Source organism: Nitrosopumilus oxyclinae, assembly GCF_013407165.1.
Lineage (GTDB): Archaea > Thermoproteota > Nitrososphaeria > Nitrososphaerales > Nitrosopumilaceae > Nitrosopumilus > Nitrosopumilus oxyclinae.
In genome coordinates this window covers 852,550-878,760 of the sequence record NZ_CP026994.1, presented here as the reverse complement: position 1 = coordinate 878,760, position 26,211 = coordinate 852,550, and the positions used below count along the sequence as shown (strand labels likewise).

Here is a 26,211-nt window from a genome sequence, read left to right as displayed (position 1 = left end):
TTTCTCCTAAAATTCACTTTTGATATTTTTCAATTACTGCTTTTTGTCCCATCTCGCTAATCTCTGTTACTAATTTTTCCAATATTTCGATTCCTTTCTTAATGGGCTCTTTTTCCAAATTTTTGTATTCTAATTTTTGTTTTAGAACCATTCTTTCGTTATTTACGAAACTCAACAATGGGACATTTTCTCCCATGTTCAAATTTATGAAAAAGTCAATATATTCTTCAGTTGATTTTATTGCCATATTTTTTATTCCCTAGTCTAGTATTTGTTTGAATTTGTTCATACTAGGTTTATTTACAATTTTGATCTATCTTCAATATGGATAGTTGTGATAGGCGTGTTCGTGCTTACAAAAATGGCAAAACATTTGATCAATGCAGAGATATGGCAGAATCTATGAATCCTGATTTTAAAAAAATTATTGAAAATAATGGCAAGGTACTCTGGACTGAGATTTTAGAAAAAGTTGATCATGATGAAATTATTTACAAACTTACACTGAAATTTCTACGCCGAGACGGGTATGATATTGGGAACCATAAAATTCCTGAAGTAAAGAAATTTTAATTTAAATTGATTTTACAACTACCATCTGTATTTCTTAATTTCTTTGCCATGATAAATGGGGTTACTAGTAAGATGGGAATTGATATTGCAATGAAAAATGTTTGCAGTTGAGTTAAAGCAATTGACAATGCAATCCCGCTTGCAGTTCCAATAAATATTGACAAAAATGTTCCTGCACAAGTAGGACATGCGATAAATAATCCAGCTATTGCACCTATACTGCTTGCCCCTCTACCTTTTCTTGAAATTGTATAAGCGTTAACTGCAATTACGGTGTTTAATCCTACCAAATATGAAACAATAACTTGCAATACTAGGTTGATTGGTATTATGTTTAATCCTACATGTTCAGTGAGATATATGATGACTTGTGGCATATATCCTGCTCCGTCACAACATGGTGCAATGAATCCTGATGGGATGGTAGCACCATAATGATAAGAAAAGTCAACTTCTGGTTGATACACTAGAGTTCCTGAAACAAGTGAAAAAAAGACTCCATATCCGATAAATGTTGCAGTGAAAATTTTTCGAGATTTTGAATTCCATGTGGCAAATGCAATAATTGATAAAAGATCCTTTCCTTTGTTTTCCACTTTTTCTCTTTGATATCTGTACGTTCCAAACCCAATGGCTCCAAATGATACTATTAGAATAATGTAAAATCCATATGCAATTCTTTGTATGGTATCCATGGCGCTAGGGGTGAAGACTTCTGGATCTTGATATCTACCATACATAAAAAACAAAATTCCAATAGTTACAAATCCTAAAACAATTAGTTTTTTTCCTTGAGTTGTATTTTTTTTCTCTTCGACTCCCATATGTGAAATTTTTTAGATATTACATTAAATTCTATCCTAATTCTGGTTTGGTGATAAGCGTAGATTTTTGGGATTTGTCTTGTTAATTGATTAATTCAGAGTTTTAGCTTAGTTTAGGTACAAAAATGTAGATGATTGCAATTATTTCCAATCTGCCAAAAATCATCAAAAACCCTAAAACAATTTTTGTTGCAGGATCCGTATCAAAATGAATTACTCCTGCAGATAATCCTCCTGTGGTGATTACTCCTACTGATTCAAAAAATGCATCTTGGAATGGAACGTCCTCAATTGCTGCAAGATGTAATCCTGTTATTGATGCAATTATAGGAAATAGTGCTAGAATGATAAGTGTGGATATGACTTCTTTTTTTGCTTGAGGGGCAAGTTCTGCACGTTTTACTTTACTGAGCATTGCTTTAACATCTCTGAGATGGAAAATTCTAAATATTTTCAAACCTCCTGTAGTAGAAAACCCACATCCGCCAATTACCATCAAAATTATCAAAACGGCGTGTGCTCCGCCACTCAACCCTGCAAGACTATCTATTTGTAATCCTGCTGTTGTACTGGCTGATACAGAATAAAATGCACTCTGCATTGGATCTAAACCGCTAATTCCAATAAACAAAACAGTTGCACTACCTAAAATTGCAAAGTATGTTAAAACTTCTTTTCCAAGTTTTGGGGAAAGGAATTTTTTTCTTACAAATGCATAGTGGAAAGTAAATGGTAATGCTCCGAGTATCATTGCCCCCATCAAAATAATATGTTCTTGCCAAACTAATCCTTCAAGAATTGTCGATGTGGGTGTAAATCCTCCTGTAGATAGAGTACTCATAGCCAGCGAAAAATTATCAATGATATTTCCCTCTCCAAATACATACAGTAGAGATGCAACAATGACAATGTAAATCGCAAAGATGACTGTGATGGTTGAAAATAATTCTTTCATGTGCAATGTTCTTCCTGAAATGAAACCACGCATTGATTGCAATTTAGATTCAGGATAAAACGCAGTAATTACTAGGTAAATGAAACTCATTCCTCCTACTAGTTGGGTATAACTTCGAAAGAATGTGAAACTCTGGGTAAGTTTTTCTGGTTCATCAAATAATGATATTCCTCCAGTTGTAAATCCTGCAGCACTAGAAAAGAATGCATTACTGAATTTTTCAATATCTGTTTCATCACTTGGAAGTACGTACAGATACGGCACTGTTCCAAACAACGATAGTAAAAACAGGCTTGAAAACACCAAAATCGAGGCTTGTTGTAAATTTAAACTTGATTTTTCACCATAAGAGTTGAGGAAAAACCCTGTAACTAGTAAAAGGACAGTAGTCAGGTAAATTCCAGTAGCAGTAGTTGTATCCTCTAATATTGTTGCAACAATTGCAGGAACCAAAAGCAACACTCCTGCAAACTGTAAGACAAATCCAAGATTTCCTAAAATGGCTTTTACTGGTGGACTCAATAAACGAGGTGCAGTAGCAGTTGCATCTCTTATGACATTTGCAATAACTGATTGAAAAATCATTCCGATTACTTGATTTTTCTTTGATAAGACTGGAAGTTTTCTAATGTTATTATCTCTCATTTTATGTAATGCATCTTGTAAAGTTGATTTTTCATTAATTGTGATTAGAGGTGTACTCATGATATCTTTCAATTTTGTAGATTCTGCGTAAACTGTAACGTCACTGACTTTACTTAGAATATCTTCATCGGTAACAATCCCTACTGGAAAATTATTTTTGTCTGTAACAACAATGTCATCTGTTTCGTAGTGACGTAACATTCTGGCAGCTTCGCTGGTTTGTGTCTCTTGTCCGAGAGTAAGTACATCTTTGTCCATGTAATCTGTAACGTACTTACTAAGAACATATGATACGGCACGTTCTGGATTAGTTGACATTAAGCTACCTTAGTTGGGGATTTTAAATAATTTGGGGTTACGCGTGAGAAGTGATCGTTGAAAAATAATTAACTAATTCATGATTTTGATCTCATTTTTTTGCTATCTTTATAAGCACTGACCAGGATGTTTATTCGTATTACTATGGAAATTGATCAAGCACAAGAGCCTGATTATGAGTCTGTGAAAATTGATTATGTTGGATTCGTTGATCCTTATGCCGTTGAAGGTATGGTTGTTCTAAAAGCTGATAATGGAAAAGAATTCCATATGAGGGCCTTTTCTGGTGAAGTTGCAAAACATATCTCGAGTTTTGGCGAAACTGAAGGTGAGGCCGCACCATCCATTTACAAGATGATTGAAGAAATTTGTGAACAAAATGAATTGGTTCTAGTTAAAGTCAAAATTTATGAAAGTGGTGATGTGTTGCGTGCCAATCTATACTTTACAGGTAAGAAAGACCTTGTATTGAGAAACTATCGTGCTTCAGATGCTATGGCATTGGGTGCATTTTATAATATTCCAATTCTTGTAAGGAAGAATCTGCTTAAAGAAAGCATGGAAGCAGAATAAAATTAATTTTAATTAGAATAGTTTTTCTTCTAGTGTATAATTGAGATATTATGAATGAGCAAGAACAACTGATGGATAATTTACTAAATGTTGATCTTGAGATAATTGATGTGGTTAGAGCACTACATCAAGGCAATTGGGATTCAGAATCTATGAAGCAACAAGTTGGAGATTTATTGAAAATTAGAGATGAAATGGTACAGCAACTAATGTCTCTGAAAGGCGATGATCATTCTTGTGATTGTGGCCATGATCATACACATGAGTAATTAACTTAATTCTTCAAAGAAGTTATCTGGAAACTTTTTCTTAATTTTTGCTATTTCTAATTGGTATGATTGAATTTTTAATTCTATTTCATCCCTTTCTTTATCTTTGAGATTTTCTTTGTCTTTTTTTAGCTTGTTTATTTGACTAGTTAGTGTCTTGTACATTATTGAAAATTCAGGAAAATTCTCAGGTAGTTCATCCCCCATAGCTAGATTAAATATACATCCTACTAATACGGATTATGAAAATTCTTTTGTTCTCTTTACTTTTCATTATGTCTGGAATGGGTGTAGCCTTTGCTGATCCTGTAACTGCACAAAACACATCTGAAGATAAAACCCATTTTGTAAATGAACAAATTATGATAGTGGCTGATGTTTCAAACAATCAAGACACTCCACAAAATTTTGCATACATTACACAAGTTAGAGATGATAACGATGTTGTGATTTCATTGTCTTGGCTGACTGGTTCTTTGTCTCCTAGACAGTCATTTTCTCCTGCACAGTCTTGGGTTCCTACTGAACCTGGAACGTATCACATTCAGGTGTATGTTTGGGAGAGTATTGACAATCCTTCGGCATTATCGCCGCCACTATCTATGATGGTAAACGTCAGTGAACGTCAAATCTAATTTAATAAAAAACGCTTCATAATTCGGCAATTCTCATCATCTATCAGTTATAGCTTAGAAGGTTGATTAATCATCAGCATTTTTCCTCATATTGTCTTGAATATATTATCATTCAATCTAAAAATAAGAAGCTTTTTCACATGATGAGATTTCATTATGATGTATGGCAAATCTTGAAAAAATCTACCAAAGTGTTGCAGAACAAGTAATTCATCGATGTCACGGAGCAATCAAGATTACAAAACATGGTAAGATAATTGAAGTCTATGATACTAGACGACATATTTGGAGTGATGGACTGGCAGGTCTTATCATTAAAGAAGAATCAAAGAATGCAAATCTACGCGATTGGGAAGTTGCAAGGTGTATTAGGCCTCGTATAATTTCTATGCTTCTTGAAGACAAGGAAGGATTGCTATCCACACGGTTAGCTCCTGACAGCGCTGAAAATCAAACCAGAAAAAGATTATCCAAGAAGAAATTCACTGTTAAAAAACCTACAACCAAGAAGAAATCAATTAGACGGAAATCTGATCAGTAGACTACTTTTCTGATCAAATGCGGCTCTTTTAGCATTATTGAGTCATCTTTGGTAGCTGACAAATCTACTTCTTTGAGATTGTGATTTGTAATTACAATTAATGCCTCACATCTAGAACACAGTATCGTCTTTCCATTTGAGCGACCTTCTCTTACGAGGTCTTTCTCCAACCTGTCTTCTTTTTGACATGTGGGGCATAGCCTTGGCTCTTTTAAAATTGTGATTATTTCCTTGATGAAAATGGACCTGCCCATGTATTTGATTCTGAAATACCCCTAAAGAATTGTATTGTTAATTGGTATCAGCATTCCATTTTGAATGTCAAACCGCTTTAATCATTCAAAATTAGAACGAATGGTATTCAGTATATTTCCAATCTAACCAATTAACACTATTTTGTCGGGGGTTGTTGAAAATATATTTTTGTAAATCTAGACTATTTTTCGTAGCAAGTCATTTACTGCTTTGGAATAACTATATGTTGAATTTTTTTTATGTATTGTTTTAGCCTGGAATTGTCTGATTTTTTTATCTAGACTGTCTTCAATCATTATGGTTACTCGTCTTCCCATATGTTCAATTGACATTCATTGTATTAATACCACGAATACAATTTTCCCTAGTGCTAATCCTGTGTTCTGTAAATGCCTGATGATATTGTTATGAACATTTGATTACAATTTACAATAATACTTTATGTTTTATGTAATAATTCATACTAAATGTTAAATAGTTATTTGTCCTATACAATATGATGTCGTTAGTTGTAAAATCTGGCGATTAGACCGCGCTGCCCCGCAGAACGAAAAAGGCAATCAGGCGTTTAGACGTTTGACCACGAGAGGAAATCTCTCAATGTTCTGCAGTTAGGGGTTTGCGCCTTTTTGTTTTCTTTAGAAAAAATATTGAATTTTTAGAAAAATAAAAAAAATTATGGTGAGAATGCTTTGCCACTGACACTTTTGTCCCATGCATCCACCATTGGATTTTGTCGTCTTTCAAGTTCTTCCAGGTAGCCGTTTATTTCTCCTGCTGGGATGTAAAATGTTGCAGATACAATATCTCCAACACTTGCATCACAGTTTGAAACAACAACTGATCTTCCAAGACTTGACTCACCTACACAACCATAATCTGTTACGGCGATAACTGACACTTCTTCAGTAACTAATTCTGGAAGTATATTCCAGGGGGCTATCGTGAAAACTAGTATCACTGAAGTAGCTACAGCCACAATAACTAGAAATTTTAGTTGTGGTGTTTTTGCGATTTTTGTTTGTTGCATTTCTGTTCACTGTTACTTGCACTTTGTGATATATAACCTAGGGCTAACATTTTAACTAGTGCCAACAATTTGAAGTACTGCTACAATTTTGAGATGGTGATAACTGATGTTTTATTCTGCATTATTTTCAAAGTTTCTGATTTTTAGAAAAAATAATTAAACATAACAAATTAAATTTTTAAAAATAAATTAAAATCAGACTTTACAGTTACAACCTTTTTGTTTTAGAATTTGGATTTGCTTTGTTGGTAAGTCTAGATATGTATCTTGTTTAGATTTCCCTGTTGCTTTTTTTACATCTAATGGACTTTGGTGATTATAGCCTCTATTTTTCATTTCAATTACTTGCTCATTGTGTCTTAGATACAATGCCTTCAATTTCCCAACCCATCTGATAGTTTCAGGATGTTTTGAATATCCTTTCTTGTTTTGGGTGATGACTATCCACATAGCATGTAGTTCCCGATGCTCACCCAGCAAATGGTTTCTGCATAGTTTTTCAACAGGAATATCCCAAACTCTCATTTGGCTTTCCTAGATCTTGGTTTTGTTCTTAAAACAGCTTTACAGCACATACATCTGGCATTCTCTGATAACACAAAAATCCCACAAAATGTGCATCTTTTTTGTCCTATCTCATACCTGATTCTGTTTGGGGCTGGTGATGCCTTGTATCGTTCACAAATGTTGTTACATGTCCTACCCAATTATTTCACCTACTATTTCCCTGATTGCTAATTCAACTAGCATACTGACAATGTTGATTTGAGTTATTTAAGACGCCTACATTTTCAAATCTAGTGCCAAAATTTTTCCTCATTGATTCAATTTAAAATAATAATTTTTTTAAACATTCCTAATAATTTTTGGCAATTCTTCTAAATTTACTTTTGAAATTACTCTTGCATCGAACTTTGGAATTTTATCCGTTTGTAGTGCATATCCTCCAATTAAAATTGGGATTTTACATTCATTAGTTATTTTTCTTACCAACCTTTGACCAGCTAAGATGTTATCTGGCAATGTAATTGAGACAAATACCATATTTGGTTTATTGTTCTCAATAAAACTAATGATGGACTCTGTTGGTAATGATGTTCTCATATTGAATACTTTGAATCCTTTTATTGTAAGATATGTTTCTAAGACATCACATCCCAAATGATGTTCCTCTCCAACTGGAACACATATGAGTATTTTTTTCTTATTTACTATTTTTGAAACACTGTCCATAATTATTTTAACTAATGTTTGTGCAATGTTACTTGCAACATGTTCTGTCGCGATACTGATTTTATTACTTGCCCAATCTTCACCAATGTCGTACATGACTTGTTTTAAAATTTTATCGAAAAAATCTGCTTCATTAAAAATTCTTGTGTAGTCTTGATATATTTTTACACAATCTTCTATATTGCCTTCTGTTAATTTCTTGTAGAGTTGTAGTTTTGATTTTTTTGTTGATTCTTCTCTTTTTTTAATATCTTTTGGATTGTAAGATGCTAGAACTGAGAGAATTTTGGGATTATCTCTATATTCGATTGGAATATCATCTTTTATGACTTCTGATGCTTTACCTAAATATTTCACAATTTCTTGTTTGGATGTACTTTTTTTTGAATCCCAGACACTTTTGACTAGGTATAGATATTGATCAGATTTTACTTTTTTTGCTCTGATATAGACCATCCTTATTTTTTTAAAAAATGCTATTTAACTGGTGCTAAATTAAATTTATAGTGCCAATTTAATGACTTTTTATGACTGTATATCAAAATATATCTTATGATTACCACTAGTAGTAATAATTATCACTAGTTTAAATAATCTAAATCAAAAAAATTATACTATGGATAAGCAATATTTTAAAAAATTAATCACTTATTGTCCTCTATTATTGTGTGGTGGATTGTGATGATGAAACAACATTCTTTAAATGAAAAAATTCATCAAACATCTCCGTTTTCAATTATGGTTACTGGTGCCACTGGTTTTATTGGTTCTAGATTATTGTCTACTCTTTCATTAAATGGTTATACAGTTACAGGATTAAGTAGAAAAAAATTGAATGATGAAGACAATGTCAAATATGTACAAGCTGATGTTTTTGATAAAGAACAATTGACAAAATCTATGCAAGGGATCGAGGTTGTTTACTACTTACTACATTCTATGGAGGGAAGTAAAAGTGAATGGCAAAATTTTGCAAACCGTGAAAAAGTTCAAGCTCAGAATTTTCTTGAATCCGCTACAAAAGCTGGTGTAAGGAGAATAATCTATTTGGGAGGACTAGTCAATGATAGTCTTGAATTATCTCCGCATATGAAAAGTCGCAAAGATGTAGGTGATATACTTCGCTCTGGTTCTATTCCTGTAACTGAATTTCGTGCCTCATTAATTATTGGTGCACAAGGTGGTTCATATGCTATGTTACGTTATCTTGTAGAGCGATTACCTGTGATGATTTGTCCATCTTGGGTTAAATCATTGGCTCAACCTATTGCAGTAGATGATGTAGTTTTCTATTTAGCTGAATGTCTTTCAAAGCCTGAAACTATGGGTCAAATTTTTGAAATTGGTGGACCTGATAAGATAACCTATGAGGAATTAATGAGAGTCTATTCTGCATATTTGAATAGAAATCTGTTTGTTCTACAAATTCCTTTTTTAACTACTCGACTCTCCTCTTATTGGGTAGACCTTATTACTCCAGTTAAGGCCTCACTTGCAAGACCTTTGATTGATAGTCTTGTACATGATACTATTGTCACTGACGATAAAATTACAAAAATTATCCAAATTAAATTGAAATCCGTACGTGAATCCATTGATATCGCTACTAATGAAATGATTTCATCTCCTCCGTTATCTAAAGTAAAAGAAGAAAAAACTGGTTTCAAAATTAATCAAAAATTAATTCAGATCTCATTATTGGCTTTGGCTTTTATTGGAACTTCTTATTATTGGTTAGATGATAGATCTGATGTTTATCAGCCTCTGTGGTTGTTAGGTTCTTTTCTTTGGTATGGCATAATAATTGCATCTCTAATTCTTATACGAAATAATACCCGTTTGGGTTACTTTTTGGCGGGAATCCTGTCTTGGGTTACTTTGGTGTTTTGGCTAATTGATAATTTTTACGTTGTATTTCAAACTTCATTGATTGCATCAGAACCTAATGAATTAATGACGCTTAGAAATTTTATTGGAATCTTTATTGTTTCGTTAACTGTTTTGTCGTCTCATAATTTATTTCATAAGGTTATAGATTATCAGTATAAGGGAAAACCTATTTGATATTTTTTAAATTATATTATTTATTTTTTTTTAAAATAGCAAATAAATTTTCTAAATTTGAATTAGAGTATAATAGAAAATAAGTTTGCATTGCAAGATATGTGTTGTTGAATCTATAAATTATTTGATTGATTTCCGATAAAATTTCACCTATTGAGATCTTTTCATCTTTGTATTGTTTTATTAATTCTAAAAATTTTTCTTTTTCTAATTGAGTAAAATCATTAAAAAAGGTTCCAAAAACATGCAAAATTACATTACTATGTGTCTTTGTTGTAGGTTTAGATTCTAATGCTACATTGAGATGTTTTTCATATTCTTTTAATATTTCTGAAAATTCTATTTTTTTATTACTTGCAACAATATTACCTAGGATTTTTAATTCACTTTGATTGTGAGCCATAAGCATGTGTTTATTCATCGCTTGAAATGTTATCAAATCTTTAATTTTATTTGATTTTTTTATTTCTTCAAAACGTTCAAAAACATATTTTTTGATGTCTTTTTCAGTTAATTCTTGTTCTGAGGTCTGATTATCCTCTTGTTTTTCATTCACTTTTGATGTTACTTCCACTTTACATATAAGCAACAATTTGATTTTTTCACTTTACCACTATGTTTTTGATTATTGGGAAATTAGCACTAGATTATTGTATTGACACTAGGTTAAATATAAGAAACGAAAAAAATTGTTATGAAAACAATAATCGCCGCAATTTCAACAATTGCTCTACTTTTAGTAGTTACCTCATCTGTATCCTCTGCTTATGCAGAAGTACCTGGTTGGGTAAAAAACAATGCTGGATGGTGGGCTGATGGAGCTATCTCTGAATCTGAATTTATTTCAGGTATTGAATTTTTGATTACAGATGGAATCATTGTAGTACCTCCAACAACTGTCTCATCTGAAACATCTAATGGTGTTCCAGATTGGGTAAAAAACAATGCTGGATGGTGGGCTGATGGAACTATCACTGATGGTGAATTTGTAAATGGAATTCAACACTTGATAAAATCTGGTCTTATTTCAGTTTCTGTAAATTCTGTACCAGTTCAGGTTGCACCAGTTGAATCTAATAGTGATTCAAAATTAGCTGCACTTGAAGCTGAGTTAGAGAAATGCTCAGAAATTCTCAAAGCATACAAAAGAATTGATTGTGAAAAACCAATTGACAAAGCAATCATGCTTTACAAATACAAAACAAATGCTGAGCACTTTGATCTAGGACCAATAACCTATCACTGGTTTGGTGTAGGCTCTGAAGGAAATGAATTTGAAATTACTTCTTCAGGACAAGCAATATTGTCAATTCGTATGCTTGCAGAAAATACTAGCTCAGAAATAACTGCAATACATTGTACTAGTCCTGCAATATGTGCATATGATATCTGGGATGGTTCAAAAGCATTCAAGTATTCTGGAATGGACTTTACCAGTGGTGAGATAGTATTGAATCCTGGTGATTCACGAGAATTCAACATCCTCTTTGGACCTAACATTGGATATGGTGGAACTGAGTTCAAATATGACCCCTCAAAAAGTTACACCTTCAGAATCAATGAAAACTTTGGAAGTGCAAACATTCCTTTGAAACTGGAGTAATCCTCCTTTTTCACTATTTTTTCTAAATTTTAGGTTGATATTCAATTATGTTATTTCTTAAACAAAACCCAAATTCTGGTTCCTACAAAAATCCCAACTGCTAAAACAATCAAAATTGGTACTAGGAATTCACCTTCATTCACAACATTTTGTATCTTTTAATAATATTTAGAAATTATTTCTTATGTGACAATTTCATCTAAACGGTCTTCTTCTTGTGCTCGCTTAATTTCCATTGCAATTCTTCTTCCCACACCAAATGTTTGACCGTATTGATATTTGGTATATGGACTAGTCGTTGCAACAATTGGATTTCCTGGAACTCTTAATGATACATCATAAACAATTAATTCTAAATCTTTTGTGATTACACTCTGCAATGAAAATGGTCCAATTATTCCTGGTGCGTATTCTTTCTTCACTGCTGCTACGAATTTGTCCCCCATTTTGAGTACTTTTTCAAGGAGTGATTCTCTAATGCTTGCAGGAGTATGCCCTACTTCGATATTTTGTAAATCGATATCCATTTCTAATTGTTCTTTTGCTGGAAGTGCATTGTAATCATGAATGTTAGTTTGTAATCTTCTCTCAATTCCAATAAAATCGACCTGATTTGAAATTGGTGTGTGAAAGAAATTAAAATTCATGTATGTTCCAATTGCCAATTCTTCAATGCTTGCTTTTTCAAGATCTTTTTTGGCAATTACTCCTTGCTTTATTTTTTCTTCAGATTTTGTCACATAATCTTTGTATGATGAAACTGTAAAGAATGCTCTTTCTAGAGGCCTCTTTTTTTCTTGAACTTTAACAATACATGGTTTGTTAATTCGTTTAGGATCTTTGAATAGTTTGGGATATTTTATTCTGGCTTTTTCTAATAGGTAGTATTGGCCTTTTTTTGCAGTCCTTTCTTCTGCTTGGAATAGTTTTCTATTTCCAAAAATTGGAACTTTGAATGAATTTTCAATGGTTTTGTATCCCAGGTAAACTGTAAGGGATCTATGTGGAACTATGATTGTACTGGAATCTCTTAATTCTTTTTGATATTTGGCTGATGCCATATCTTTGAATTTATCTAAAACTGTAATCTCATCTGCAATGCGTCCAAATCTCAGATATGGGCCTTCCCTGCCTTTTTGACAAAAGACTCTGGTTTGAAAATCTTCATCTTTTGCACCATCCATTATTTCCAGTGCTGAGTGACTTCCAAGAACACCAATTTTTACATCAGTGTAATCATTAACAATTTTTTTTATTTCAGAACTTTTAATCACATTGTGCCTGCATATTGGTATCTAATATAGCTAATTTTTGATTATTCAGATCGGTTGATCAATAGATTTTTTTCAACTGATGATTGATAGATGTTATGCTGTATAATTTTGAACTCCAAATACTGGGGGTTTTACTTCTTCCTGTAATGCTTGCTGCTGGAATATTCATGTGGTTTAAACGAAGAAAGGCAAACCAGGAATTATCTGATTCAGAAAATCTAGATTCTACAAATATCTAGTGTTAATTCCCTCTTTCTATCTAATACATAAAATACTATAACCCTCAATGATTAATCAATGAAGCTTGTAATTGGAATCACTGGGAGTACTGGTGTAATCTATGGAATTAGAATGCTTGAAACCTTAAAAAAACTAAACATTGAAACTCACTTGATAATTTCTGAATGGGGTGAAAAATGTATTTCCATGGAAACTGAATTTACTCCTGAACATGTAAAATCACTTGCAACAAATGTCTCTGATGAAAAAAATATGGCATCAAGTGTATCTAGTGGCACTCATAGAATTGATGGAATGATTGTTGCTCCTTGTAGCATGAAAACATTAGCTGCAATTGCAAATGGTTATGATGATACTTTGGTGGCAAGAGCAGCTGGTGTCACAATAAAAGAATCTAGAAAATTAATTTTGATGGTAAGAGAAACACCTCTTTCTGCAATTCATTTAGAAAATATGTTAAAACTTGCTAGATTGGGTATTGTTATTTTACCTCCAGTAACTGAATTTTATACAAAACCCAAATCCATTGATGACATTGTGAATCATGGTGTCGGTAAATGTTTGGACCAATTTGACATAGAGCACAATTTATACCCTCGATGGGGTACTCTCTAAACTACCATTGCCCAAATTCTCTTTAGAAAAAATTGTTAACAGCAATCGAAAAAATACATTTGAAATTTTTTCAAATTTTGAAAATTATCAAAGAATTATCCCACAACATTATCCATCAGTCCGCATTCGTTCTATGCGGGGTGACGTATCTGTAGTTGAGGAGCATTTGATTTTGGGTACTATGGAATTGTTAATTATGGCAAAACATGTTTTCCAAAAACCAATCTTACATGAAATGACTATTATTGGTGGTGATGCAAAGGGAAGTAAAATTAAACAAGAATTTATCGAACTTGAAAATGAAACCAAAGTCCTAGTGGATGTTGATTTAAAATTTAAAGGAAAAATGAAGTTTTCAGTCATGTTTGGAAAAAATAATTTCAAACAAAATTATGATATGGTCTTAGATGATTTTGTAAAATTAGCTGAAAATTAGTCTGTTTTTACTTCTTTATCACTGGAGCTTTTGTTAATCTCTTCTTTGAATTCTTTAAGATCCTTATCTGCTTCAATTTTTCCTTTCTCAAATTCTCCTTTGGCTTTACCAAAAGTTTTTGCAAGTTCTGGAATCTTCTTTGCACCAAAAATCAATACTCCGATAACTACTACCAATACAATGATCTCGGTGGTCCCTAGCATTTACAAAATATTTCCTTATTTCAGATTTAAGTGTTAGACTTTTTTCGCTCTCTACGCTCAATTATGATCATGCCTGCTGCATACAATCCAATCATGGGACCTGCAACAAACATCATTGTTACCCCTGTTCCATCTGGAGTAATTACTGCTCCAAAGATCACTATGGCAACTATTGCATATCTGATGTTCTTTCTCCAAAAATCAACATCCACCATCCCTGATGCCGATATTGCATACATTACAAGAGGAAGTTGAAATGAAAAACCAAACGCTAGCAAAAATTGTAATACAAATGTTACAAACTCCATTACATTGAGAAAAGTAATTAATCCTGCCCCTTCTCCATATCTATACAAAAAATCTAACATGTATGGGATGACAAAATTATAAGAAAATACACAACCTGCAATGAATAATCCTAATGCCGGCAATGAAATGTTTCTACTGACATTGATTTCATTTTCTTTTAATGCTGGTTTGATGAATCCTACCAATTCTTTTATTATTATTGGCATACTTAGAACAACTCCAACTAGTGCTGCAACATACATTTGAGCAAAGAAAGCTTGCCCTGGTGCAGTTTGAATCAAATCTACATTTTCTGGCACTAGATTAATTCTCATATGATTTGTAATTTGTGCTGCAATGTTGTGAGTTGGTTCTGGAATTGGATAATACAAAGTGAATTGACTAATTTGAAATGGTTCTGCATGAAACATTAGTAAAAATGCACTAATTCCACCTACAACTAATACGATTCGAACTAGACGTTTTCTTAATTCTTCAAGATGTTGATTGATGCCATCCAATTCGGACATTTGTTTTCTTTAATTCTAAAGTATAATAGTTATGTAGGAATTGGCAATAGTTTTGCCTCTGGTAATCCTGCCTCTTTGAGTGCTTCAGCAGTAATGCCTCCAAACTCTAATGATATGACTGCCTTTACATTGAATTTTGCTTCCATCTCTTTTGCTAAATTTGAAATATCTGTTGCAGAATAGATTTCATCAGAACCTTTTAGGATAATTCTATCTCCTTTCTCCATCTCTTTACCCTTGTATTTTCCTTGAAGGAATTTGGTGATTTCTGGGAGTTCTTTTCGGTCTATGTTGTTGTAAAAATAACAAATTCCTTTAACTGATTCATAATCATACGCTGTTCCATTTCTATACATGAAAACACCGATAAAATGAGCCTCGTCTTCTGGTTCTCTAATACATTTGATTTCCCAGTTTAGCAAATTCTTTTCATCATATGCATAACTACCTAACTCATCAGATGTAATTTTCCAGTATCTCATTCGACCTTTTGCCATTATGAAATATTGTAAATTATTCTGATATAAATTCCATCTCTATGTGACTGGGTGATTTTCTGTCTTCTTTTATAGTAAATTCTCATAATTTCACTGTGACAGATCCACAAAATCCCTTATTTCCAGTAAAAATTGATGATTATCCCAAACTATTTGATTATGTGTTAACTGCAGAAGGTTTGATCTATTTTCAAACTTTGAAAAGAAAATATGTTCTTGGAAAAGAATTAGTTCTAGATGAATACAACAAACTTCGATTGTTGTATGTGTATTATGCTACGGCCAATAGGAATCCCCAAGAAGTTTTTGCATGGCAAGACATTTGCATAACTCTAGATGATAGGGGAATTTTTGAAAAATATATGTATCAATCAAAAGAGGATTTGAAAAATAGTTTATTGATAATTGAAAATCCTCATTATCAATCCGGTCTTTACAGAATCTATACAGAACATGTTAAGGAAAAAATGAATTCCTAGTAACCGGATTCAGGCTGGCGATATCTTAACAACACAAGTCCACAAACCCGGGTTACCTGTGGTGTATTTCAAAATAAGTATAAAAGCACAAAATTATTCGGAAGATAGATTAACCACGATTTTATTTTTCAATTTGTAAATGACAACATTCCAAGTTCATGTAACTATAGAAAATAAACCTGGAATAAGTGATCCTGAAGGTGAAACTATTCTCAATGATTTAGTTCTCAAAGGGACCCACAAAACAGTTTCAAAAATTAAAACAGCAAAGATGTTGAAATTTACAATCCAAGAAAACGACAAAAAAACTGCACAGTCAAAAGTACAGGAAATTTGTGATGATTTGAGAATTTATAATCCGATGGTAAGCATTGTCACAATTGATGTTTTTGAAGGTTAATTTTATTCTAAATTATGTTATCTACTGTAGCGGTAATCAAAAGTTTACTTCTGAGAACTTCTGATAGATTTGTCTGAGTTATGACTCCTACCAATTTTTCATCTTCGAGTACAATTAAACACCTGATGTTATTGTTTAACATCTTTTGAATTACCTGCTCAACTTCTGTCTCAGGATTGACCCATTTGAAATTTTTAGACATTATCTCTTTTATCTGAATTTGTGATGACTTGACATCTTCTGCTGCAACCTTTCTGACGATATCTCCTTCTGAAACAATTCCTTCTGGTTTACCATCTTTTAGTATCACCAGAAAACTGATCTCTTTTTCTTTTAGAATTTTTGATGCATCAAGTGCATTTTTGGTGTAATCTATTGTGATTACATTTTTTTCCATAATGTCTCGCACTTGAGTCATGGCGATCAACTGATTTCTATACATAAGAGTCTACTATGACTAGATTCAAATTAAATATCTCTGAATGTTTGAAGAATTGTGAAAGTTGGAGTTGTAGTTTTTCCAGGTAGTAATTGTGATCGTGATATGTTCCATGTATTGACTGATGTGTTTCATCTTAATGCAGAATATTTTTGGCATGAAAAAGGATTGCCTGAAAATATTGATGCCATAGTTCTTCCAGGGGGATTTTCTTATGGTGATAGATTAAGAGCAGGTGTAATTGCAGCTCACAGTCCAATTATAAAAGATGTGAAAAAAATGGCTGAAAAAGGAATTCCTATTTTAGGTGTATGTAATGGATTTCAAATTCTTGTAGAATCGGGATTACTTCCAGGGGTATTGCTCAAAAATGAATCTCTTAATTTTATGTGCGAATGGACTAATCTGATTGTAGAAAACAACAAAACACCATTTACAAACAAATTTGAACTAAATCAGAGAATCCCAATCCCTATAGCTAATGGAGAGGGAAGATACTATGTTGATGATGATACTATGAAAGAATTAAAGAAAAAAAATCAAATTGTTTTTAGATATTCTGAGGTGGTAAATGGGTCCTCAGATAGAATTGCAGGCGTGTGTAATGAGGATTATAATGTGGTTGGAATGATGCCTCATCCCGAAAGAGCAGTTGAATCTGACATTAATCCAATTGATAACAGACCTTCTTCTCTAATCTTTGAATCTCTATTGACAAAAATGGGTGTTGCTAGATGAGTTTAGAAAAACGAGAACTTGCTGAATTAAAATCTAAAATTGGTAGAGATCCTACCTCTACTGAACTACAAATCGTAGCTGCTGAGTGGTCTGAACACTGTTCATACAAGTCATCTAAACGACATTTGAAAATGTTGCCTATGGATGGACCACTTGTAATTAATGAGAAAGGATATGATTCTGGGGTTTTAGATGTCGGTGATGGATATGTGGTAACTGCTCATATTGAAAGTCACAACCATCCATCTGCTGTTGAACCATACGGCGGCGCTGCCACTGGAGTCGGTGGAGTGATTAGAGATATTTTATCTGCTGGTACTAGACCTATTGCGATTTTTGATGGTTTGAGATTTGGTGACATTGAAAAAGATTTGCAAGCAAGATGGTTGTTCAAAAATGCTGTTACTGGTATTGCTGATTATGGAAATTGTTTAGGTATTCCAACTATTGGAGGAGAAGTAGAGTTTGATGAATGCTATGAAAATTATGCAATGGTAGATGTTGCTGCATTAGGTTTTGGTAAAAAAGAAAATTTGATCAAAAATCACGTAGAGAAAGATGACATTGTTGTTTTGATGGGAGGTTCTACTGGCAGGGATGGCATTGGTGGTTCTCAATTTGCATCTGATTCTTTGGAATCTGAAGACCGTTCTGCTGTCCAAATCCCTGACCCATTTATTGAGAAATTAATCATAGAAGCAGTTTTGCAGGCACGAAATGAGGGATTAATTCATGCCATGAAAGATCTTGGCGGTGGCGGTTTATCTTGTGCAATTTCAGAAACTGCTGATGCTATGGAGATTGGTATTGAAATGGATGTCGACAAAGTTCACACTAGAGAATCTGACATGAATGCTGATGAGATCATGGTTTCAGAATCTCAAGAAAGAATGTTAATTGTTACAAGTAAAACAAAATTTAAAAAACTAGAAGAAATTTGTAATAAATTTCGAATCGGTTGTTCAGTTATTGGTCATGTAAAATATGATAACAATGTGCATATCAAAAAAGGTGAAAAAACAGTTGCCAATTTACCTGCTGATTTTGTAGCTAATGCAACACTACTTGATTTGCCATCAAAAGAACCCGCTTATTTGAAAACTATTGAAACTGAAAAGACATTCAATCCTATCTCTGATTACTCTAAACTTATGATAACATTACTTGCATCGCCCAACATTGCAAGTAAGATTTGGGTTTATGGACAATATGATCATGAAGTTGGAATTCGAACTGTAGTGAAACCTGGAACTGATGCATCTGTGTTAAGATTAGATAATGGAAAATACCTTTCTGCAAAAATTGACGGTAATCCAAAACAATGCTACATCAATCCTCGGGAAGGGGCAATTGGTTGCTTTGAGGAAGCATGTAGAAATGTTGTCTGTACTGGAGCAAGACCCATTGGAATGCTTGATCATCTTCAATTTGGTAATCCTAATGATCCTGAAATTTTCTGGACTTTCTTAGAATCACTAAAGGGGTTAACTGATTTTGCAAAATCCTTTCAAATCCCATGTGTTGGAGGCAAAGTTAGTCTGTATAATGAGACTCCTAAAGGCTCAATCAAGCCAACTCCAGTCATTGGGGTAATTGGATTAATTGACAAGAAACCATCAGTTCCTCAAAAAATCTCAAAAGATGACTGTCTTATCATAATTGGCGATACTAGAAATGAACTTGGTGGTTCTGAATACTTTGAATATGTTCACAAATTCATTGGTGGGAAATGTCCTGTAGTAAATTTTGATGATTCAAAAAAACACATGAAATCTGTTCTTGATATTATTGATAAAAATCTCATCAAATTGGCACATGATTGCTCTAAAGGTGGACTAGCAGTTGCAGTATCTGAAATTTGCATGACTAATCAAATTGGCTGTGTTACCTCATTGGATAAAGTCCCTGGTGAAAAACTAGATGTTGATAGAATCTTGTTTTCTGAAAGCCATTCTAGATATCTATTATCTTTTGATAAGAAAAATCTCTTAGGAATTGAAGATGTTCTCAAAAAGAATAATGTTTCATTCAAACAGATAGGTGAATTTGGTGGTGAAAAAATTCAATTTACTAATGATTCAAAATTAATAATTGATCTTGATTTGAAAAAGACCCATGAAATATGGTTACATGCACTTCCAAATTTAGTACTGCACGGTAAAAAATTCTCTGATGATAATGGCTGAAAAAAAGAAAAAGTCTGAGAGGAAACAGAAAGGACAAAAGGCATCTGAACAAAATCAACGAATTCAAAAATACAAGAGTGAACAACAAAAAAAGAAAAAAGGAAAAAAACCTAAAAAATATTAGAATACCAAAGCATATCTCTCTAATCTTTGTCAAACTGAAACGATTGTCTCTGTAACTGCCGGATTTTGTTTTTCATAATAACCTGCCCTTTTAGGCTCAAAATATCCTAGATACACTCTCATGATCTGTAATATGCTCGGATGTAACTCGGAAGCTTACGCTAACGTGATGTTTTATCACTTTGAATTGGGGAGTTCAAAAGCCTATTGTCGACAGATCATGAGATTTTGTATTAACCATGCTAAAGACATTTCAAGAGATGATGACTCAATTAGGATTCAAGTGTTAAGTTGAGAAAAATAGAGATTGATGTAAAAGATAAGGACTATCTTGATTTTCTATCCGTTTGCATTAATGAGGAATTATCAGTTGAAGCCAAACTCAAGAACATCATAAAGTATCACATCATAACTTATCGAAATATGAAGAAAATTAGAAATCAAAAGCTATTTTCTGATCGCATAAAGTGATCAGCATTTTTATTGTTCAAAGGTGGTAATGGATCAGGGGATGAAGGCATTAACTGATTTTTCAGCTAAGTTTTACACTTTTTCTAACCTTTTGATGATATGTTTCCCTGAGGAGTCTGCTTAGAAATGCCAAAAGTAAAGGAAAACTGCGGTGTTGTAGGAATTTACAGTTTAACTGGAAAAAATGTTGTTCCGATGGTCTTTGATGCTTTACGAGCTTTACAGCATAGAGGACAAGAAGCTTGGGGATTTGCAGTTCCAAACAAACCTCCGTTTAAAAAAATAGGGCTAGTCTCACATTCTTCATCTGAATTTAAAAAAATTGCACAAGAGTATGCATCTCCATGTGTTATTGGCCATGTAAGATATTCTACAATGGGTACCAGTACTTTGGAAAATGCACAGCCATTGAAAGTAAAGGATCTCTGCATTGCACATAATGGAACAATTGCAAATGCTCAGGAATTATCAAACCTCGTTGGAGGTTGCTCTTTTACACCACAAAATGCAAGTGATACTTTGGTTGCAGCACAAAGACTAGTGTCACTAATTTCTGAAAATGGTGAAATGGGAAAAGCACTATCAATTCTAAAAAATGAGATGGTAGGATCTTATTGTTTTACATTTATCTCTGATGATAACTCTGTTTACGCTGCTCGAGATCCTAAAGGATTTCGTCCAATGGTGTTGGGACATAAGGAATCTGATGATACATACATTGTAACTTCTGAATCTGCTGCAGTTACTGCAGTTGGTGCAACTTTACAAAGAGATGTAGTTCCTGGTGAATTGATCAAATTAAGCCAAAGTGGTTTAGAAACTGAACAATTTTCTACTGATACTTCTCGTGCACATTGTTCTTTTGAATTTACTTACTTTGCCCATCCGTCAAGTAACATGGAGGGGCGCAACATTTACGTTTCAAGAAAAAAAATTGGGCAATTTATGGCAAAAAAATTTCCCATTAAAGATGCTGACTTGGTTATACCTGTACCTGATTCTGCAAGACCTGCAGCGTTAGGTTATGCTCAAGAACTTGGAGTATCTTTTGATGAAGGTCTGCTGAAAGACAGATACAGCAAGAAAGGCCCACTACGAAGTTTCATTGAACCCCATCAAAGTGATAGAGTTGAAATCAATCGTTGGATTATCCCAATTAGTGAAATAATCAAAGATAAACATGTGGTAGTAATTGATGATAGTTTAGTTAGAGGCACTAGTTCTAAGGCTATTATCAAGGCTCTTCGTCGTGCAGGTGCCAAAAAAATAAGCATGTTGATCACATATCCTCAAATCAATTATCCTTGTTATGCTGGAATTGATTTTCCATCTCAAGAAGAACTTGCTACCTATACTAATGGAAAAACTATGAGCAGTGATGAAATTACTGAAATGGTGCGACAAAGCATTGGTGTTGACTTTTTGGGATATAACACTGCTGAAAATTTAGCAGAAGCAGTTGGAATGCCAAAAGACTCAATGTGCTTTACATGTTCTTCAGGAAACTATGATTCATTGGGAATAAAACCTGATTTTACTAAACGTGAACAAGTTAAAGCAAAAATCTAAACTCTGATTATTTGGAGATTTAATTAAATATGGATTAAAATATCCTATATTCATGCAAGCAATTTGGAATGATGTCGTAATTGCAGAAAGTAATGACACCGTTGTGGTAGATGGAAATCATTATTTTCCATTTGACTCAATTAAACAAGAGTATTTCAAAAAAACTGAATTGACCACTGTTTGTGGTTGGAAAGGAATGGCTAATTACTATTCTGTAGATGTTAATGGGAAAATAAACAAAGATTGTGCATGGTATTATGCAGAGCCAAACGATGCTGCCTCTAAAATCAAAGGAATGGTGGCTTTTTGGAATGGCGTTAAAGTAGAATAATTTTTAATTTTTAATACAGTTCTTACATTGAGTGAATTTTTCTGTAATTGCTTGCTCTATTGTATCTGGAACGAAATATACTTTGTCTAGTTTTTTAATTTCAACAATTTTACAATCTGATGTCATAACTGCTAAGTGATGAACTACTCCATCTAATCTATTTCCAAGATATCCTGGCATATCTATATAGTAAAATGATGAGAATATCAATTTTTGCTTTAAAATTCATAGAAAAATGCCAAAATATATAGAAAATCAGGCACGAAATGTAATAATAGAGTCGGTATATATCCAATCAAAATCATACAAAGTATGTTCAAAAAAATACTAGGGAAATTAAAACTTGGTTGTTGTACGGCCAAATCTGCAGACGATGTTAATGCATTCAAAGAGTCTGAAACCAAAACAGAGGAAAAGTCAAAATAAAATGAAATACAATTGTAGAGTATGTACTTTTCATTGGGATGGAAATTCTGATACTTTTGACAAAGTACTGATTCATGAAAAAACTCACATTAAGAAGGTTAGTGCATAGTGGTCATTTGTAACAAATGTTACAATGAACACCATGATCAATGCATGGGAAAGGCTGACATGTTTGATTGCAGCTGTGACAGTTGTAAAAAATAATCCATTTTAATTCTTAGAATGGATATACACTTTCATAATTTTCATATGGTTAATGATAATTTGCACATTGGATGTGTGAAGAATTTATGTTATGATATTTCCGTGGTTAATTACATATAGGTTTAGATTATTCTTCATCTATTTTTTTATTATATTCGTCAATTTCGAGATTGTATTTTTCAATTTCTTCATTTTCAGAATCAATATCGGTCTCAAACAAGTCTGGATTTTCTTCTTGAGCTTTTTTCATTAGTTTTTTAAATGAATCTGGATCATCTTTTTGAAGATCTAGGAGTAGTTTCCCTATGGATTCATCGAGATTACTCATTTGATTATCTGCTAATTTATCTGGTATTTCTAAATATCTTTTATGAGTAATTCTTAGAGCAATTTAGGAAGAAAATGAATCTTGACAAAAAATGTTGTATTTATTGAACAACCTATTACTTATGAAGTTAATCTAGTATGAATCACTATGCCTAAATGTAGAAACTGTGATGATGATTTTATACCTGATTCCACTAGTTTTTGCTCAGATAATTGTTCTAATGTGCATGCTCAAAAATATTTTCTACATTAAGATAAGTTCAGACTTACCTATCTGATTTTGGCATTTTATGTGATGGGGGTGGTATGTTACCTATGCTGGCTTTGGAATTAATGGCCGGTGGTTAATATCTGTCATTTTACACAATGAATGAATTTGTTCCTCTGATTCAAAATGACATTTTTTGCAATTAAACTTGATAGGCTCATGACAAATTGAGCATTTCTGTTTGATTGTCATTTCTATTCCACATTTTCTACAACTATCAATTCTCATGATGTAATTATGTGAAAATTGATCATATACCTTGGTCAGCTGTTTAGCTTACCTGTAATCGATGGGTTTTACCCGACTCTATATGCAACTAGTTCTAACTATAATCATGAAAACACATCAAATCTCAAACTGGGATAAAATGGTTCATGCCCCCTTCAAAAAGGTCGTAAAATTTGACCTCATCTGCATGGGAATCGGTGTAGTAATTGGAGTGGGTATTGGAGCATACTCTGTTGCTAGTGGATTATTAGGCTAGCAACAAACTTATTTTTTATGATTATTGATATGACTATAATGCAATTTCAAACAGTTGAGGCGTCATACATATCAAAAGAAGGATGTAGGCTAGTTTGGAAAGGAGTTGATGATGACGATACAGATGTTATCATTCTAAACAAGAATGAACTAGAAAGTTTGGTCGAAATTTTTAAAAAAAACTCTACAGGTGAAGTAGAGTTAGAAGATCAGTCTAGCTTTATCAGAGTTAATTCTGATGTTACACAATTTACATTAACAAATCATGGATTACTTGAGGCAAAGACTGCTGAACTACAAGAACAAGTTTTAGAGTTTGCCAAAATCCCACATGAACCACAATATGTTTACGTTGGTTCAAAAGAATTCTATCCCTCTGTCTGGATTCGAGATGATGATAAAGAATCTGGAGATATTGCTACAGAAAATCCAAAACAATCCCTCATTGAAGCAATACTATCTTCAGAACCTGAAAAAATTAGGCAAGATCTTTCCCCTACTGATTTGTTCAGGGTGTTCTCTACTAGACGCTCAACTAGAAAATTTCTTAAAACCAAAGTTGAGGATTGGAAAATTGACAAGATTTTATCGGCAGCAGATGTTGCCCCTACTGCTGGAAACTTTCAAGGATTTCAGGTATTTTTGATTAAAAATGATAAAACAAAAGAAGCCCTTGTAGAGGCTGCAAATAAGCAACCATATGTCAATGCACCTGTAGTTTTGGTATTTTGTATGGAGCCTTCTAGAGTCAAACTAAAGTTCCCTCAAGAAATATTGGAGAAATTTTCATTACAAGATGCTACAATTGCGGCTGCCTTTTCATTGTTGGCAGCATCAGGTGTAGGATTAAGTACGATCTGGATTGGGATGTTTGATGAAGAAAAGGTAAAGAAAATTTTAGGTACTGATTTGAGACCTTCATCTATTCTTTGTATTGGATATCCTGATAAGAAAAAACCTCCAAAATCTAGAAGAAAACTAAAAGAACTAATCAAAGTAATTGAATAGAATCTGTAATCATTTTTATCCTATATTGAGTAGTCGTATCATTGACAGACCTTTTTGATGAAACTGCAAACTATGTTCTTGATTTGGCCAGCCCCCAAAGAATGGAAATTTTATTCAAATTATTAGAGAAAAATTCTACCCCGACTGCATTGGCAAAGGAGATTGGTGCAACTAAACAAGAAGTACATAGAAATTTCACACGATTGGAGGAAAGTGGTTTGATTGAAAAGAAAAATGATGGGAAATACGTGTTAACAACATTTGGAAAAACAGTTTGCACTCAGGTACCCTCATTAGTTTTCCTTTCACAAAATAGGAAATATTTTGAAGAGCACAATTTTGGAGAAATTCCACATAAATTCCAAATGCGCTGTGGGCAATTAGCAGTTAGTCAGCGTGTCAAGGGATTTTCTAAAACAATGGAGCAGTGGAAGAGTATTTACAAAAATTCTAATGAATATATCTATGAGGTGCTATCTGAAGTCCCTCTAGATTTGATAGAGCCTCTGATAAAGCAAGTCAAGAAAGGGATAAACTTTGATTATATTTTTTCTGAATCTGCAGTAGTTCCAAAAGGAAGGAAGGCACTTCTCAAGAAATTTGGATTTGATAAATTAATGGCTGATGGATTAATCCAAAGAAAAATGACAAAAGATGTTCAAACAGTACTTGTGATGAATGAGAAAGAGGCATGCATAATGTTTCCAAAAGTAGATGGAGAGTCCGATATTAGTGAGATGTTTTATTCAGATGATTCAATGTTTCATGAATGGTGTCTTGACTATTTCAGATATTGTTGGTATGGTTCTGATGTTTTCAAAGAGAGTAAATTAAAAGAATAGTTTTGCTTTCTATATGTCAAAACGACAATGAACCTTTTTTGAATTTTATAAAATTAGTTGAAACTAATTAGCTGTTTCTAATTTTAGAATAATTTTTAAATTATTTTCACTATATTGTATCTATGGAAAACAAATCCTGTAGAATATGTACTTCTAGATTAGAAGTAGAACGTAGATGCAAATTCTGTAATGAGCCAACTAGACTCTTTTGTCATACTTGTGGAGTAATGGCAGAAAAAATTGCACATCCTGCATGTATGATAATTGATGTTAATAGAATGCTTTTAGAATCAGATATGCATCACTAATTTTTTTA

General features: G+C 33.0%; 37 protein-coding genes. 21 read left to right on the top strand and 16 right to left on the bottom strand.

Annotation, left to right across the window (positions count from 1 at the left end; translation table 11 throughout):
* Positions 1–13 precede the first annotated feature (13 nt).
* Positions 14–247 (bottom strand): hypothetical protein, encoded by a 234-nt coding sequence (locus C5F49_RS05260; RefSeq protein ID WP_179361967.1) that lies wholly within the window; start codon positions 245–247, stop codon positions 14–16.
* 77 nt (positions 248–324) lie between these two features.
* Between C5F49_RS05260 and C5F49_RS05255 the strand changes: the two genes are divergently transcribed.
* On the top strand, positions 325–573 hold the full coding sequence (locus C5F49_RS05255; RefSeq protein ID WP_179361966.1) for a hypothetical protein: 249 nt from the start codon (positions 325–327) through the stop codon (positions 571–573).
* Here C5F49_RS05255 and C5F49_RS05250 read toward each other — a convergent pair.
* Together C5F49_RS05250 and C5F49_RS05245 are read right to left on the bottom strand one after the other, a co-directional pair.
* Positions 570–1,397 carry a hypothetical protein gene (locus C5F49_RS05250; protein WP_179361965.1) on the bottom strand — a complete coding sequence of 276 codons (828 nt, stop codon included), beginning with the start codon at positions 1,395–1,397 and terminating at the stop codon, positions 570–572. The genes C5F49_RS05255 and C5F49_RS05250 overlap by 4 nt on opposite strands.
* 103 nt (positions 1,398–1,500) lie before the next feature.
* The gene (locus C5F49_RS05245) at positions 1,501–3,315 is read right to left on the bottom strand and encodes a CBS domain-containing protein (RefSeq protein ID WP_179361964.1); all 1,815 of its coding nucleotides are present in this window, start codon (positions 3,313–3,315) and stop codon (positions 1,501–1,503) included.
* A gap of 144 nt (positions 3,316–3,459) precedes the next feature.
* Between C5F49_RS05245 and C5F49_RS05240 the strand changes: the two genes are divergently transcribed.
* Positions 3,460–3,888 carry a bifunctional nuclease family protein gene (locus tag C5F49_RS05240; RefSeq protein ID WP_179361963.1) on the top strand — a complete coding sequence of 143 codons (429 nt, stop codon included), beginning with the start codon at positions 3,460–3,462 and terminating at the stop codon, positions 3,886–3,888.
* Positions 3,889–3,938: 50 nt separating this feature from the next.
* The gene (locus tag C5F49_RS05235) at positions 3,939–4,157 is read left to right on the top strand and encodes a hypothetical protein (RefSeq protein WP_179361962.1); all 219 of its coding nucleotides are present in this window, start codon (positions 3,939–3,941) and stop codon (positions 4,155–4,157) included.
* Here C5F49_RS05235 and C5F49_RS05230 read toward each other — a convergent pair whose 3' ends face one another.
* Positions 4,158–4,364 carry a hypothetical protein gene (locus tag C5F49_RS05230; RefSeq protein WP_179361961.1) on the bottom strand — a complete coding sequence of 69 codons (207 nt, stop codon included), beginning with the start codon at positions 4,362–4,364 and terminating at the stop codon, positions 4,158–4,160.
* Between the two features lie 35 nt (positions 4,365–4,399).
* Between C5F49_RS05230 and C5F49_RS05225 the strand changes: the two genes are divergently transcribed.
* Both C5F49_RS05225 and C5F49_RS09600 read left to right on the top strand, forming a co-directional pair.
* Complete coding sequence (locus C5F49_RS05225) at positions 4,400–4,792, top strand: hypothetical protein (RefSeq protein WP_179361960.1); 393 nt, start codon at positions 4,400–4,402, stop codon at positions 4,790–4,792.
* 163 nt (positions 4,793–4,955) lie between these two features.
* Positions 4,956–5,333 (top strand): hypothetical protein, encoded by a 378-nt coding sequence (locus C5F49_RS09600; RefSeq protein ID WP_246275287.1) that lies wholly within the window; start codon positions 4,956–4,958, stop codon positions 5,331–5,333.
* A 431-nt stretch (positions 5,334–5,764) separates the two neighbouring features.
* Here the strand turns inward: C5F49_RS09600 and C5F49_RS05215 are convergent, their stop codons facing one another.
* From C5F49_RS05215 to C5F49_RS05200, 4 genes are all read right to left on the bottom strand, one after another.
* Positions 5,765–5,920 carry a hypothetical protein gene (locus C5F49_RS05215; protein WP_179361845.1) on the bottom strand — a complete coding sequence of 52 codons (156 nt, stop codon included), beginning with the start codon at positions 5,918–5,920 and terminating at the stop codon, positions 5,765–5,767.
* A gap of 344 nt (positions 5,921–6,264) precedes the next feature.
* Entirely contained in the window at positions 6,265–6,618 is a 354-nt protein-coding gene (locus C5F49_RS05210; protein WP_179361959.1) for a hypothetical protein, read from the bottom strand.
* 195 nt (positions 6,619–6,813) lie between these two features.
* Entirely contained in the window at positions 6,814–7,143 is a 330-nt protein-coding gene (locus C5F49_RS05205) for a pyrimidine dimer DNA glycosylase/endonuclease V (RefSeq protein WP_179361958.1), read from the bottom strand.
* Between the two features lie 321 nt (positions 7,144–7,464).
* A complete protein-coding gene (locus tag C5F49_RS05200; protein WP_179361957.1) occupies positions 7,465–8,307 on the bottom strand; it encodes a cobalamin B12-binding domain-containing protein in 843 nt (280 codons plus the stop codon).
* Between the two features lie 228 nt (positions 8,308–8,535).
* Between C5F49_RS05200 and C5F49_RS05195 the strand changes: the two genes are divergently transcribed.
* Complete coding sequence (locus C5F49_RS05195) at positions 8,536–9,915, top strand: NAD-dependent epimerase/dehydratase family protein (RefSeq protein WP_246275409.1); 1,380 nt, start codon at positions 8,536–8,538, stop codon at positions 9,913–9,915.
* A 16-nt stretch (positions 9,916–9,931) separates the two neighbouring features.
* On the opposite strand, the gene C5F49_RS05190 is transcribed toward C5F49_RS05195, so the two are convergent.
* Positions 9,932–10,489, bottom strand: coding sequence for a DUF1722 domain-containing protein (locus tag C5F49_RS05190; RefSeq protein WP_179361956.1), 558 nt, complete (start codon positions 10,487–10,489; stop codon positions 9,932–9,934).
* A gap of 120 nt (positions 10,490–10,609) precedes the next feature.
* On the opposite strand from C5F49_RS05190, the gene C5F49_RS05185 reads away from it, so the two are divergent.
* Complete coding sequence (locus C5F49_RS05185) at positions 10,610–11,518, top strand: peptidase (protein ID WP_179361955.1); 909 nt, start codon at positions 10,610–10,612, stop codon at positions 11,516–11,518.
* A 182-nt stretch (positions 11,519–11,700) separates the two neighbouring features.
* On the opposite strand, the gene C5F49_RS05180 is transcribed toward C5F49_RS05185, so the two are convergent.
* Complete coding sequence (locus C5F49_RS05180) at positions 11,701–12,792, bottom strand: formate--phosphoribosylaminoimidazolecarboxamide ligase family protein (RefSeq protein WP_179361954.1); 1,092 nt, start codon at positions 12,790–12,792, stop codon at positions 11,701–11,703.
* Between the two features lie 95 nt (positions 12,793–12,887).
* Between C5F49_RS05180 and C5F49_RS05175 the strand changes: the two genes are divergently transcribed.
* Genes C5F49_RS05175 through C5F49_RS05165 form a run of 3 tightly spaced genes read left to right on the top strand, consistent with a single transcriptional unit; the run spans position 12,888 to position 14,083 of the window.
* Positions 12,888–13,031 carry a hypothetical protein gene (locus tag C5F49_RS05175; protein ID WP_179361953.1) on the top strand — a complete coding sequence of 48 codons (144 nt, stop codon included), beginning with the start codon at positions 12,888–12,890 and terminating at the stop codon, positions 13,029–13,031.
* 58 nt (positions 13,032–13,089) lie between these two features.
* A complete protein-coding gene (locus C5F49_RS05170; RefSeq protein WP_179361952.1) occupies positions 13,090–13,647 on the top strand; it encodes a UbiX family flavin prenyltransferase in 558 nt (185 codons plus the stop codon).
* A gap of 7 nt (positions 13,648–13,654) precedes the next feature.
* Entirely contained in the window at positions 13,655–14,083 is a 429-nt protein-coding gene (locus C5F49_RS05165) for an SRPBCC family protein (protein ID WP_179361951.1), read from the top strand.
* Here C5F49_RS05165 and C5F49_RS05160 read toward each other — a convergent pair.
* The 3 genes from C5F49_RS05160 to C5F49_RS05150 are packed head-to-tail and all read right to left on the bottom strand — an operon-like array spanning position 14,080 to position 15,601.
* Positions 14,080–14,286: a Sec-independent protein translocase subunit TatA/TatB gene (locus C5F49_RS05160; RefSeq protein ID WP_179361950.1), complete on the bottom strand. Its 207-nt coding sequence runs from the start codon at positions 14,284–14,286 to the stop codon at positions 14,080–14,082. The two genes, C5F49_RS05165 and C5F49_RS05160, sit on opposite strands and share 4 nt — an antisense overlap.
* 26 nt (positions 14,287–14,312) lie before the next feature.
* On the bottom strand, positions 14,313–15,104 hold the full coding sequence (gene tatC / locus C5F49_RS05155) for a twin-arginine translocase subunit TatC (protein ID WP_179361949.1): 792 nt from the start codon (positions 15,102–15,104) through the stop codon (positions 14,313–14,315).
* A gap of 29 nt (positions 15,105–15,133) precedes the next feature.
* Positions 15,134–15,601 carry a hypothetical protein gene (locus C5F49_RS05150; protein ID WP_179361948.1) on the bottom strand — a complete coding sequence of 156 codons (468 nt, stop codon included), beginning with the start codon at positions 15,599–15,601 and terminating at the stop codon, positions 15,134–15,136.
* 95 nt (positions 15,602–15,696) lie between these two features.
* Between C5F49_RS05150 and C5F49_RS05145 the strand changes: the two genes are divergently transcribed.
* Both C5F49_RS05145 and purS read left to right on the top strand, forming a co-directional pair.
* Positions 15,697–16,080 (top strand): hypothetical protein, encoded by a 384-nt coding sequence (locus tag C5F49_RS05145; RefSeq protein ID WP_179361947.1) that lies wholly within the window; start codon positions 15,697–15,699, stop codon positions 16,078–16,080.
* A 139-nt stretch (positions 16,081–16,219) separates the two neighbouring features.
* On the top strand, positions 16,220–16,480 hold the full coding sequence (gene purS / locus C5F49_RS05140; RefSeq protein WP_179361946.1) for a phosphoribosylformylglycinamidine synthase subunit PurS: 261 nt from the start codon (positions 16,220–16,222) through the stop codon (positions 16,478–16,480).
* Positions 16,481–16,487: 7 nt separating this feature from the next.
* Here the strand turns inward: purS and C5F49_RS05135 are convergent, their stop codons facing one another.
* Positions 16,488–16,898: a CBS domain-containing protein gene (locus C5F49_RS05135; RefSeq protein ID WP_179361945.1), complete on the bottom strand. Its 411-nt coding sequence runs from the start codon at positions 16,896–16,898 to the stop codon at positions 16,488–16,490.
* A gap of 78 nt (positions 16,899–16,976) precedes the next feature.
* Here C5F49_RS05135 and purQ point away from each other — a divergent pair, with 78 nt between their 5' ends.
* The 5 genes from purQ (at position 16,977) to C5F49_RS05115 (ending at position 22,337) form a co-directional block, all read left to right on the top strand.
* Positions 16,977–17,657: a phosphoribosylformylglycinamidine synthase subunit PurQ gene (gene purQ, locus C5F49_RS05130; protein ID WP_179361944.1), complete on the top strand. Its 681-nt coding sequence runs from the start codon at positions 16,977–16,979 to the stop codon at positions 17,655–17,657.
* Entirely contained in the window at positions 17,654–19,843 is a 2,190-nt protein-coding gene (gene purL, locus C5F49_RS05125) for a phosphoribosylformylglycinamidine synthase subunit PurL (RefSeq protein ID WP_179361943.1), read from the top strand. The genes purQ and purL overlap by 4 nt, the downstream gene beginning before the upstream one ends.
* Positions 19,836–19,967: a hypothetical protein gene (locus tag C5F49_RS09700; protein WP_281361101.1), complete on the top strand. Its 132-nt coding sequence runs from the start codon at positions 19,836–19,838 to the stop codon at positions 19,965–19,967. Before purL ends, C5F49_RS09700 begins: the two co-directional genes overlap by 8 nt.
* Before the next feature lie 596 nt (positions 19,968–20,563).
* Complete coding sequence (locus C5F49_RS05120; RefSeq protein WP_179361942.1) at positions 20,564–22,006, top strand: amidophosphoribosyltransferase; 1,443 nt, start codon at positions 20,564–20,566, stop codon at positions 22,004–22,006.
* Between the two features lie 52 nt (positions 22,007–22,058).
* A complete protein-coding gene (locus C5F49_RS05115) occupies positions 22,059–22,337 on the top strand; it encodes a DUF427 domain-containing protein (RefSeq protein WP_179361941.1) in 279 nt (92 codons plus the stop codon).
* A gap of 3 nt (positions 22,338–22,340) precedes the next feature.
* Here the strand turns inward: C5F49_RS05115 and C5F49_RS05110 are convergent, their stop codons facing one another.
* Together C5F49_RS05110 and C5F49_RS05105 are read right to left on the bottom strand one after the other, a co-directional pair.
* Positions 22,341–22,517: a hypothetical protein gene (locus C5F49_RS05110; RefSeq protein ID WP_179361940.1), complete on the bottom strand. Its 177-nt coding sequence runs from the start codon at positions 22,515–22,517 to the stop codon at positions 22,341–22,343.
* A 577-nt stretch (positions 22,518–23,094) separates the two neighbouring features.
* On the bottom strand, positions 23,095–23,295 hold the full coding sequence (locus C5F49_RS05105; protein ID WP_179361939.1) for a hypothetical protein: 201 nt from the start codon (positions 23,293–23,295) through the stop codon (positions 23,095–23,097).
* Between the two features lie 601 nt (positions 23,296–23,896).
* Between C5F49_RS05105 and C5F49_RS05100 the strand changes: the two genes are divergently transcribed.
* The 4 genes from C5F49_RS05100 to C5F49_RS05085 all read left to right on the top strand — a co-directional run bounded on the left by C5F49_RS05100 (position 23,897) and on the right by C5F49_RS05085 (position 26,203).
* Positions 23,897–24,046, top strand: a complete 150-nt coding sequence (locus C5F49_RS05100) for a hypothetical protein (RefSeq protein WP_179361938.1) — start codon at positions 23,897–23,899, stop codon at positions 24,044–24,046.
* Positions 24,047–24,084: 38 nt separating this feature from the next.
* The gene (locus C5F49_RS09770; RefSeq protein ID WP_179361937.1) at positions 24,085–25,053 is read left to right on the top strand and encodes a nitroreductase family protein; all 969 of its coding nucleotides are present in this window, start codon (positions 24,085–24,087) and stop codon (positions 25,051–25,053) included.
* 41 nt (positions 25,054–25,094) lie between these two features.
* Positions 25,095–25,895, top strand: a complete 801-nt coding sequence (locus C5F49_RS05090) for a helix-turn-helix transcriptional regulator (protein WP_179361936.1) — start codon at positions 25,095–25,097, stop codon at positions 25,893–25,895.
* Positions 25,896–26,017: 122 nt separating this feature from the next.
* Entirely contained in the window at positions 26,018–26,203 is a 186-nt protein-coding gene (locus C5F49_RS05085; RefSeq protein ID WP_179361935.1) for a hypothetical protein, read from the top strand.
* The last annotated feature ends 8 nt before the right edge of the window (positions 26,204–26,211 follow it).

Bases quoted from the DNA above. Each gene is read 5' to 3' on its own strand.
- purL (WP_179361943.1), top strand. From the start codon at position 17,654: ATGAGTTTAGAAAAACGAGAACTTGCTGAATTAAAATCTAAAATTGGT.
- C5F49_RS05200 (WP_179361957.1), bottom strand. From the start codon at position 8,307: ATGGTCTATATCAGAGCAAAAAAAGTAAAATCTGATCAATATCTATAC.
- C5F49_RS05120 (WP_179361942.1), top strand. From the start codon at position 20,564: ATGCCAAAAGTAAAGGAAAACTGCGGTGTTGTAGGAATTTACAGTTTA.
- C5F49_RS05235 (WP_179361962.1), top strand. From the start codon at position 3,939: ATGAATGAGCAAGAACAACTGATGGATAATTTACTAAATGTTGATCTT.
- C5F49_RS05085 (WP_179361935.1), top strand. From the start codon at position 26,018: ATGGAAAACAAATCCTGTAGAATATGTACTTCTAGATTAGAAGTAGAA.
- C5F49_RS05135 (WP_179361945.1), bottom strand. From the start codon at position 16,898: ATGACTCAAGTGCGAGACATTATGGAAAAAAATGTAATCACAATAGAT.
- C5F49_RS05210 (WP_179361959.1), bottom strand. From the start codon at position 6,618: ATGCAACAAACAAAAATCGCAAAAACACCACAACTAAAATTTCTAGTT.
- C5F49_RS05205 (WP_179361958.1), bottom strand. From the start codon at position 7,143: ATGAGAGTTTGGGATATTCCTGTTGAAAAACTATGCAGAAACCATTTG.
- C5F49_RS05240 (WP_179361963.1), top strand. From the start codon at position 3,460: ATGGAAATTGATCAAGCACAAGAGCCTGATTATGAGTCTGTGAAAATT.
- C5F49_RS05170 (WP_179361952.1), top strand. From the start codon at position 13,090: ATGAAGCTTGTAATTGGAATCACTGGGAGTACTGGTGTAATCTATGGA.
- C5F49_RS05105 (WP_179361939.1), bottom strand. From the start codon at position 23,295: ATGAGTAATCTCGATGAATCCATAGGGAAACTACTCCTAGATCTTCAA.
- C5F49_RS05225 (WP_179361960.1), top strand. From the start codon at position 4,400: ATGAAAATTCTTTTGTTCTCTTTACTTTTCATTATGTCTGGAATGGGT.
- C5F49_RS05255 (WP_179361966.1), top strand. From the start codon at position 325: ATGGATAGTTGTGATAGGCGTGTTCGTGCTTACAAAAATGGCAAAACA.
- C5F49_RS05230 (WP_179361961.1), bottom strand. From the start codon at position 4,364: ATGGGGGATGAACTACCTGAGAATTTTCCTGAATTTTCAATAATGTAC.
- C5F49_RS05260 (WP_179361967.1), bottom strand. From the start codon at position 247: ATGGCAATAAAATCAACTGAAGAATATATTGACTTTTTCATAAATTTG.
- C5F49_RS05215 (WP_179361845.1), bottom strand. From the start codon at position 5,920: ATGTCAATTGAACATATGGGAAGACGAGTAACCATAATGATTGAAGAC.
- C5F49_RS05100 (WP_179361938.1), top strand. From the start codon at position 23,897: ATGAAAACACATCAAATCTCAAACTGGGATAAAATGGTTCATGCCCCC.
- purS (WP_179361946.1), top strand. From the start codon at position 16,220: ATGACAACATTCCAAGTTCATGTAACTATAGAAAATAAACCTGGAATA.
- C5F49_RS05115 (WP_179361941.1), top strand. From the start codon at position 22,059: ATGCAAGCAATTTGGAATGATGTCGTAATTGCAGAAAGTAATGACACC.
- C5F49_RS09700 (WP_281361101.1), top strand. From the start codon at position 19,836: ATGGCTGAAAAAAAGAAAAAGTCTGAGAGGAAACAGAAAGGACAAAAG.
- C5F49_RS05250 (WP_179361965.1), bottom strand. From the start codon at position 1,397: ATGGGAGTCGAAGAGAAAAAAAATACAACTCAAGGAAAAAAACTAATT.
- tatC (WP_179361949.1), bottom strand. From the start codon at position 15,104: ATGTCCGAATTGGATGGCATCAATCAACATCTTGAAGAATTAAGAAAA.
- C5F49_RS09600 (WP_246275287.1), top strand. From the start codon at position 4,956: ATGGCAAATCTTGAAAAAATCTACCAAAGTGTTGCAGAACAAGTAATT.
- C5F49_RS05150 (WP_179361948.1), bottom strand. From the start codon at position 15,601: ATGGCAAAAGGTCGAATGAGATACTGGAAAATTACATCTGATGAGTTA.
- C5F49_RS05245 (WP_179361964.1), bottom strand. From the start codon at position 3,315: ATGTCAACTAATCCAGAACGTGCCGTATCATATGTTCTTAGTAAGTAC.
- C5F49_RS09770 (WP_179361937.1), top strand. From the start codon at position 24,085: ATGCAATTTCAAACAGTTGAGGCGTCATACATATCAAAAGAAGGATGT.
- C5F49_RS05175 (WP_179361953.1), top strand. From the start codon at position 12,888: ATGCTGTATAATTTTGAACTCCAAATACTGGGGGTTTTACTTCTTCCT.
- C5F49_RS05110 (WP_179361940.1), bottom strand. From the start codon at position 22,517: ATGCCAGGATATCTTGGAAATAGATTAGATGGAGTAGTTCATCACTTA.
- C5F49_RS05195 (WP_246275409.1), top strand. From the start codon at position 8,536: ATGAAACAACATTCTTTAAATGAAAAAATTCATCAAACATCTCCGTTT.
- C5F49_RS05185 (WP_179361955.1), top strand. From the start codon at position 10,610: ATGAAAACAATAATCGCCGCAATTTCAACAATTGCTCTACTTTTAGTA.
- C5F49_RS05160 (WP_179361950.1), bottom strand. From the start codon at position 14,286: ATGCTAGGGACCACCGAGATCATTGTATTGGTAGTAGTTATCGGAGTA.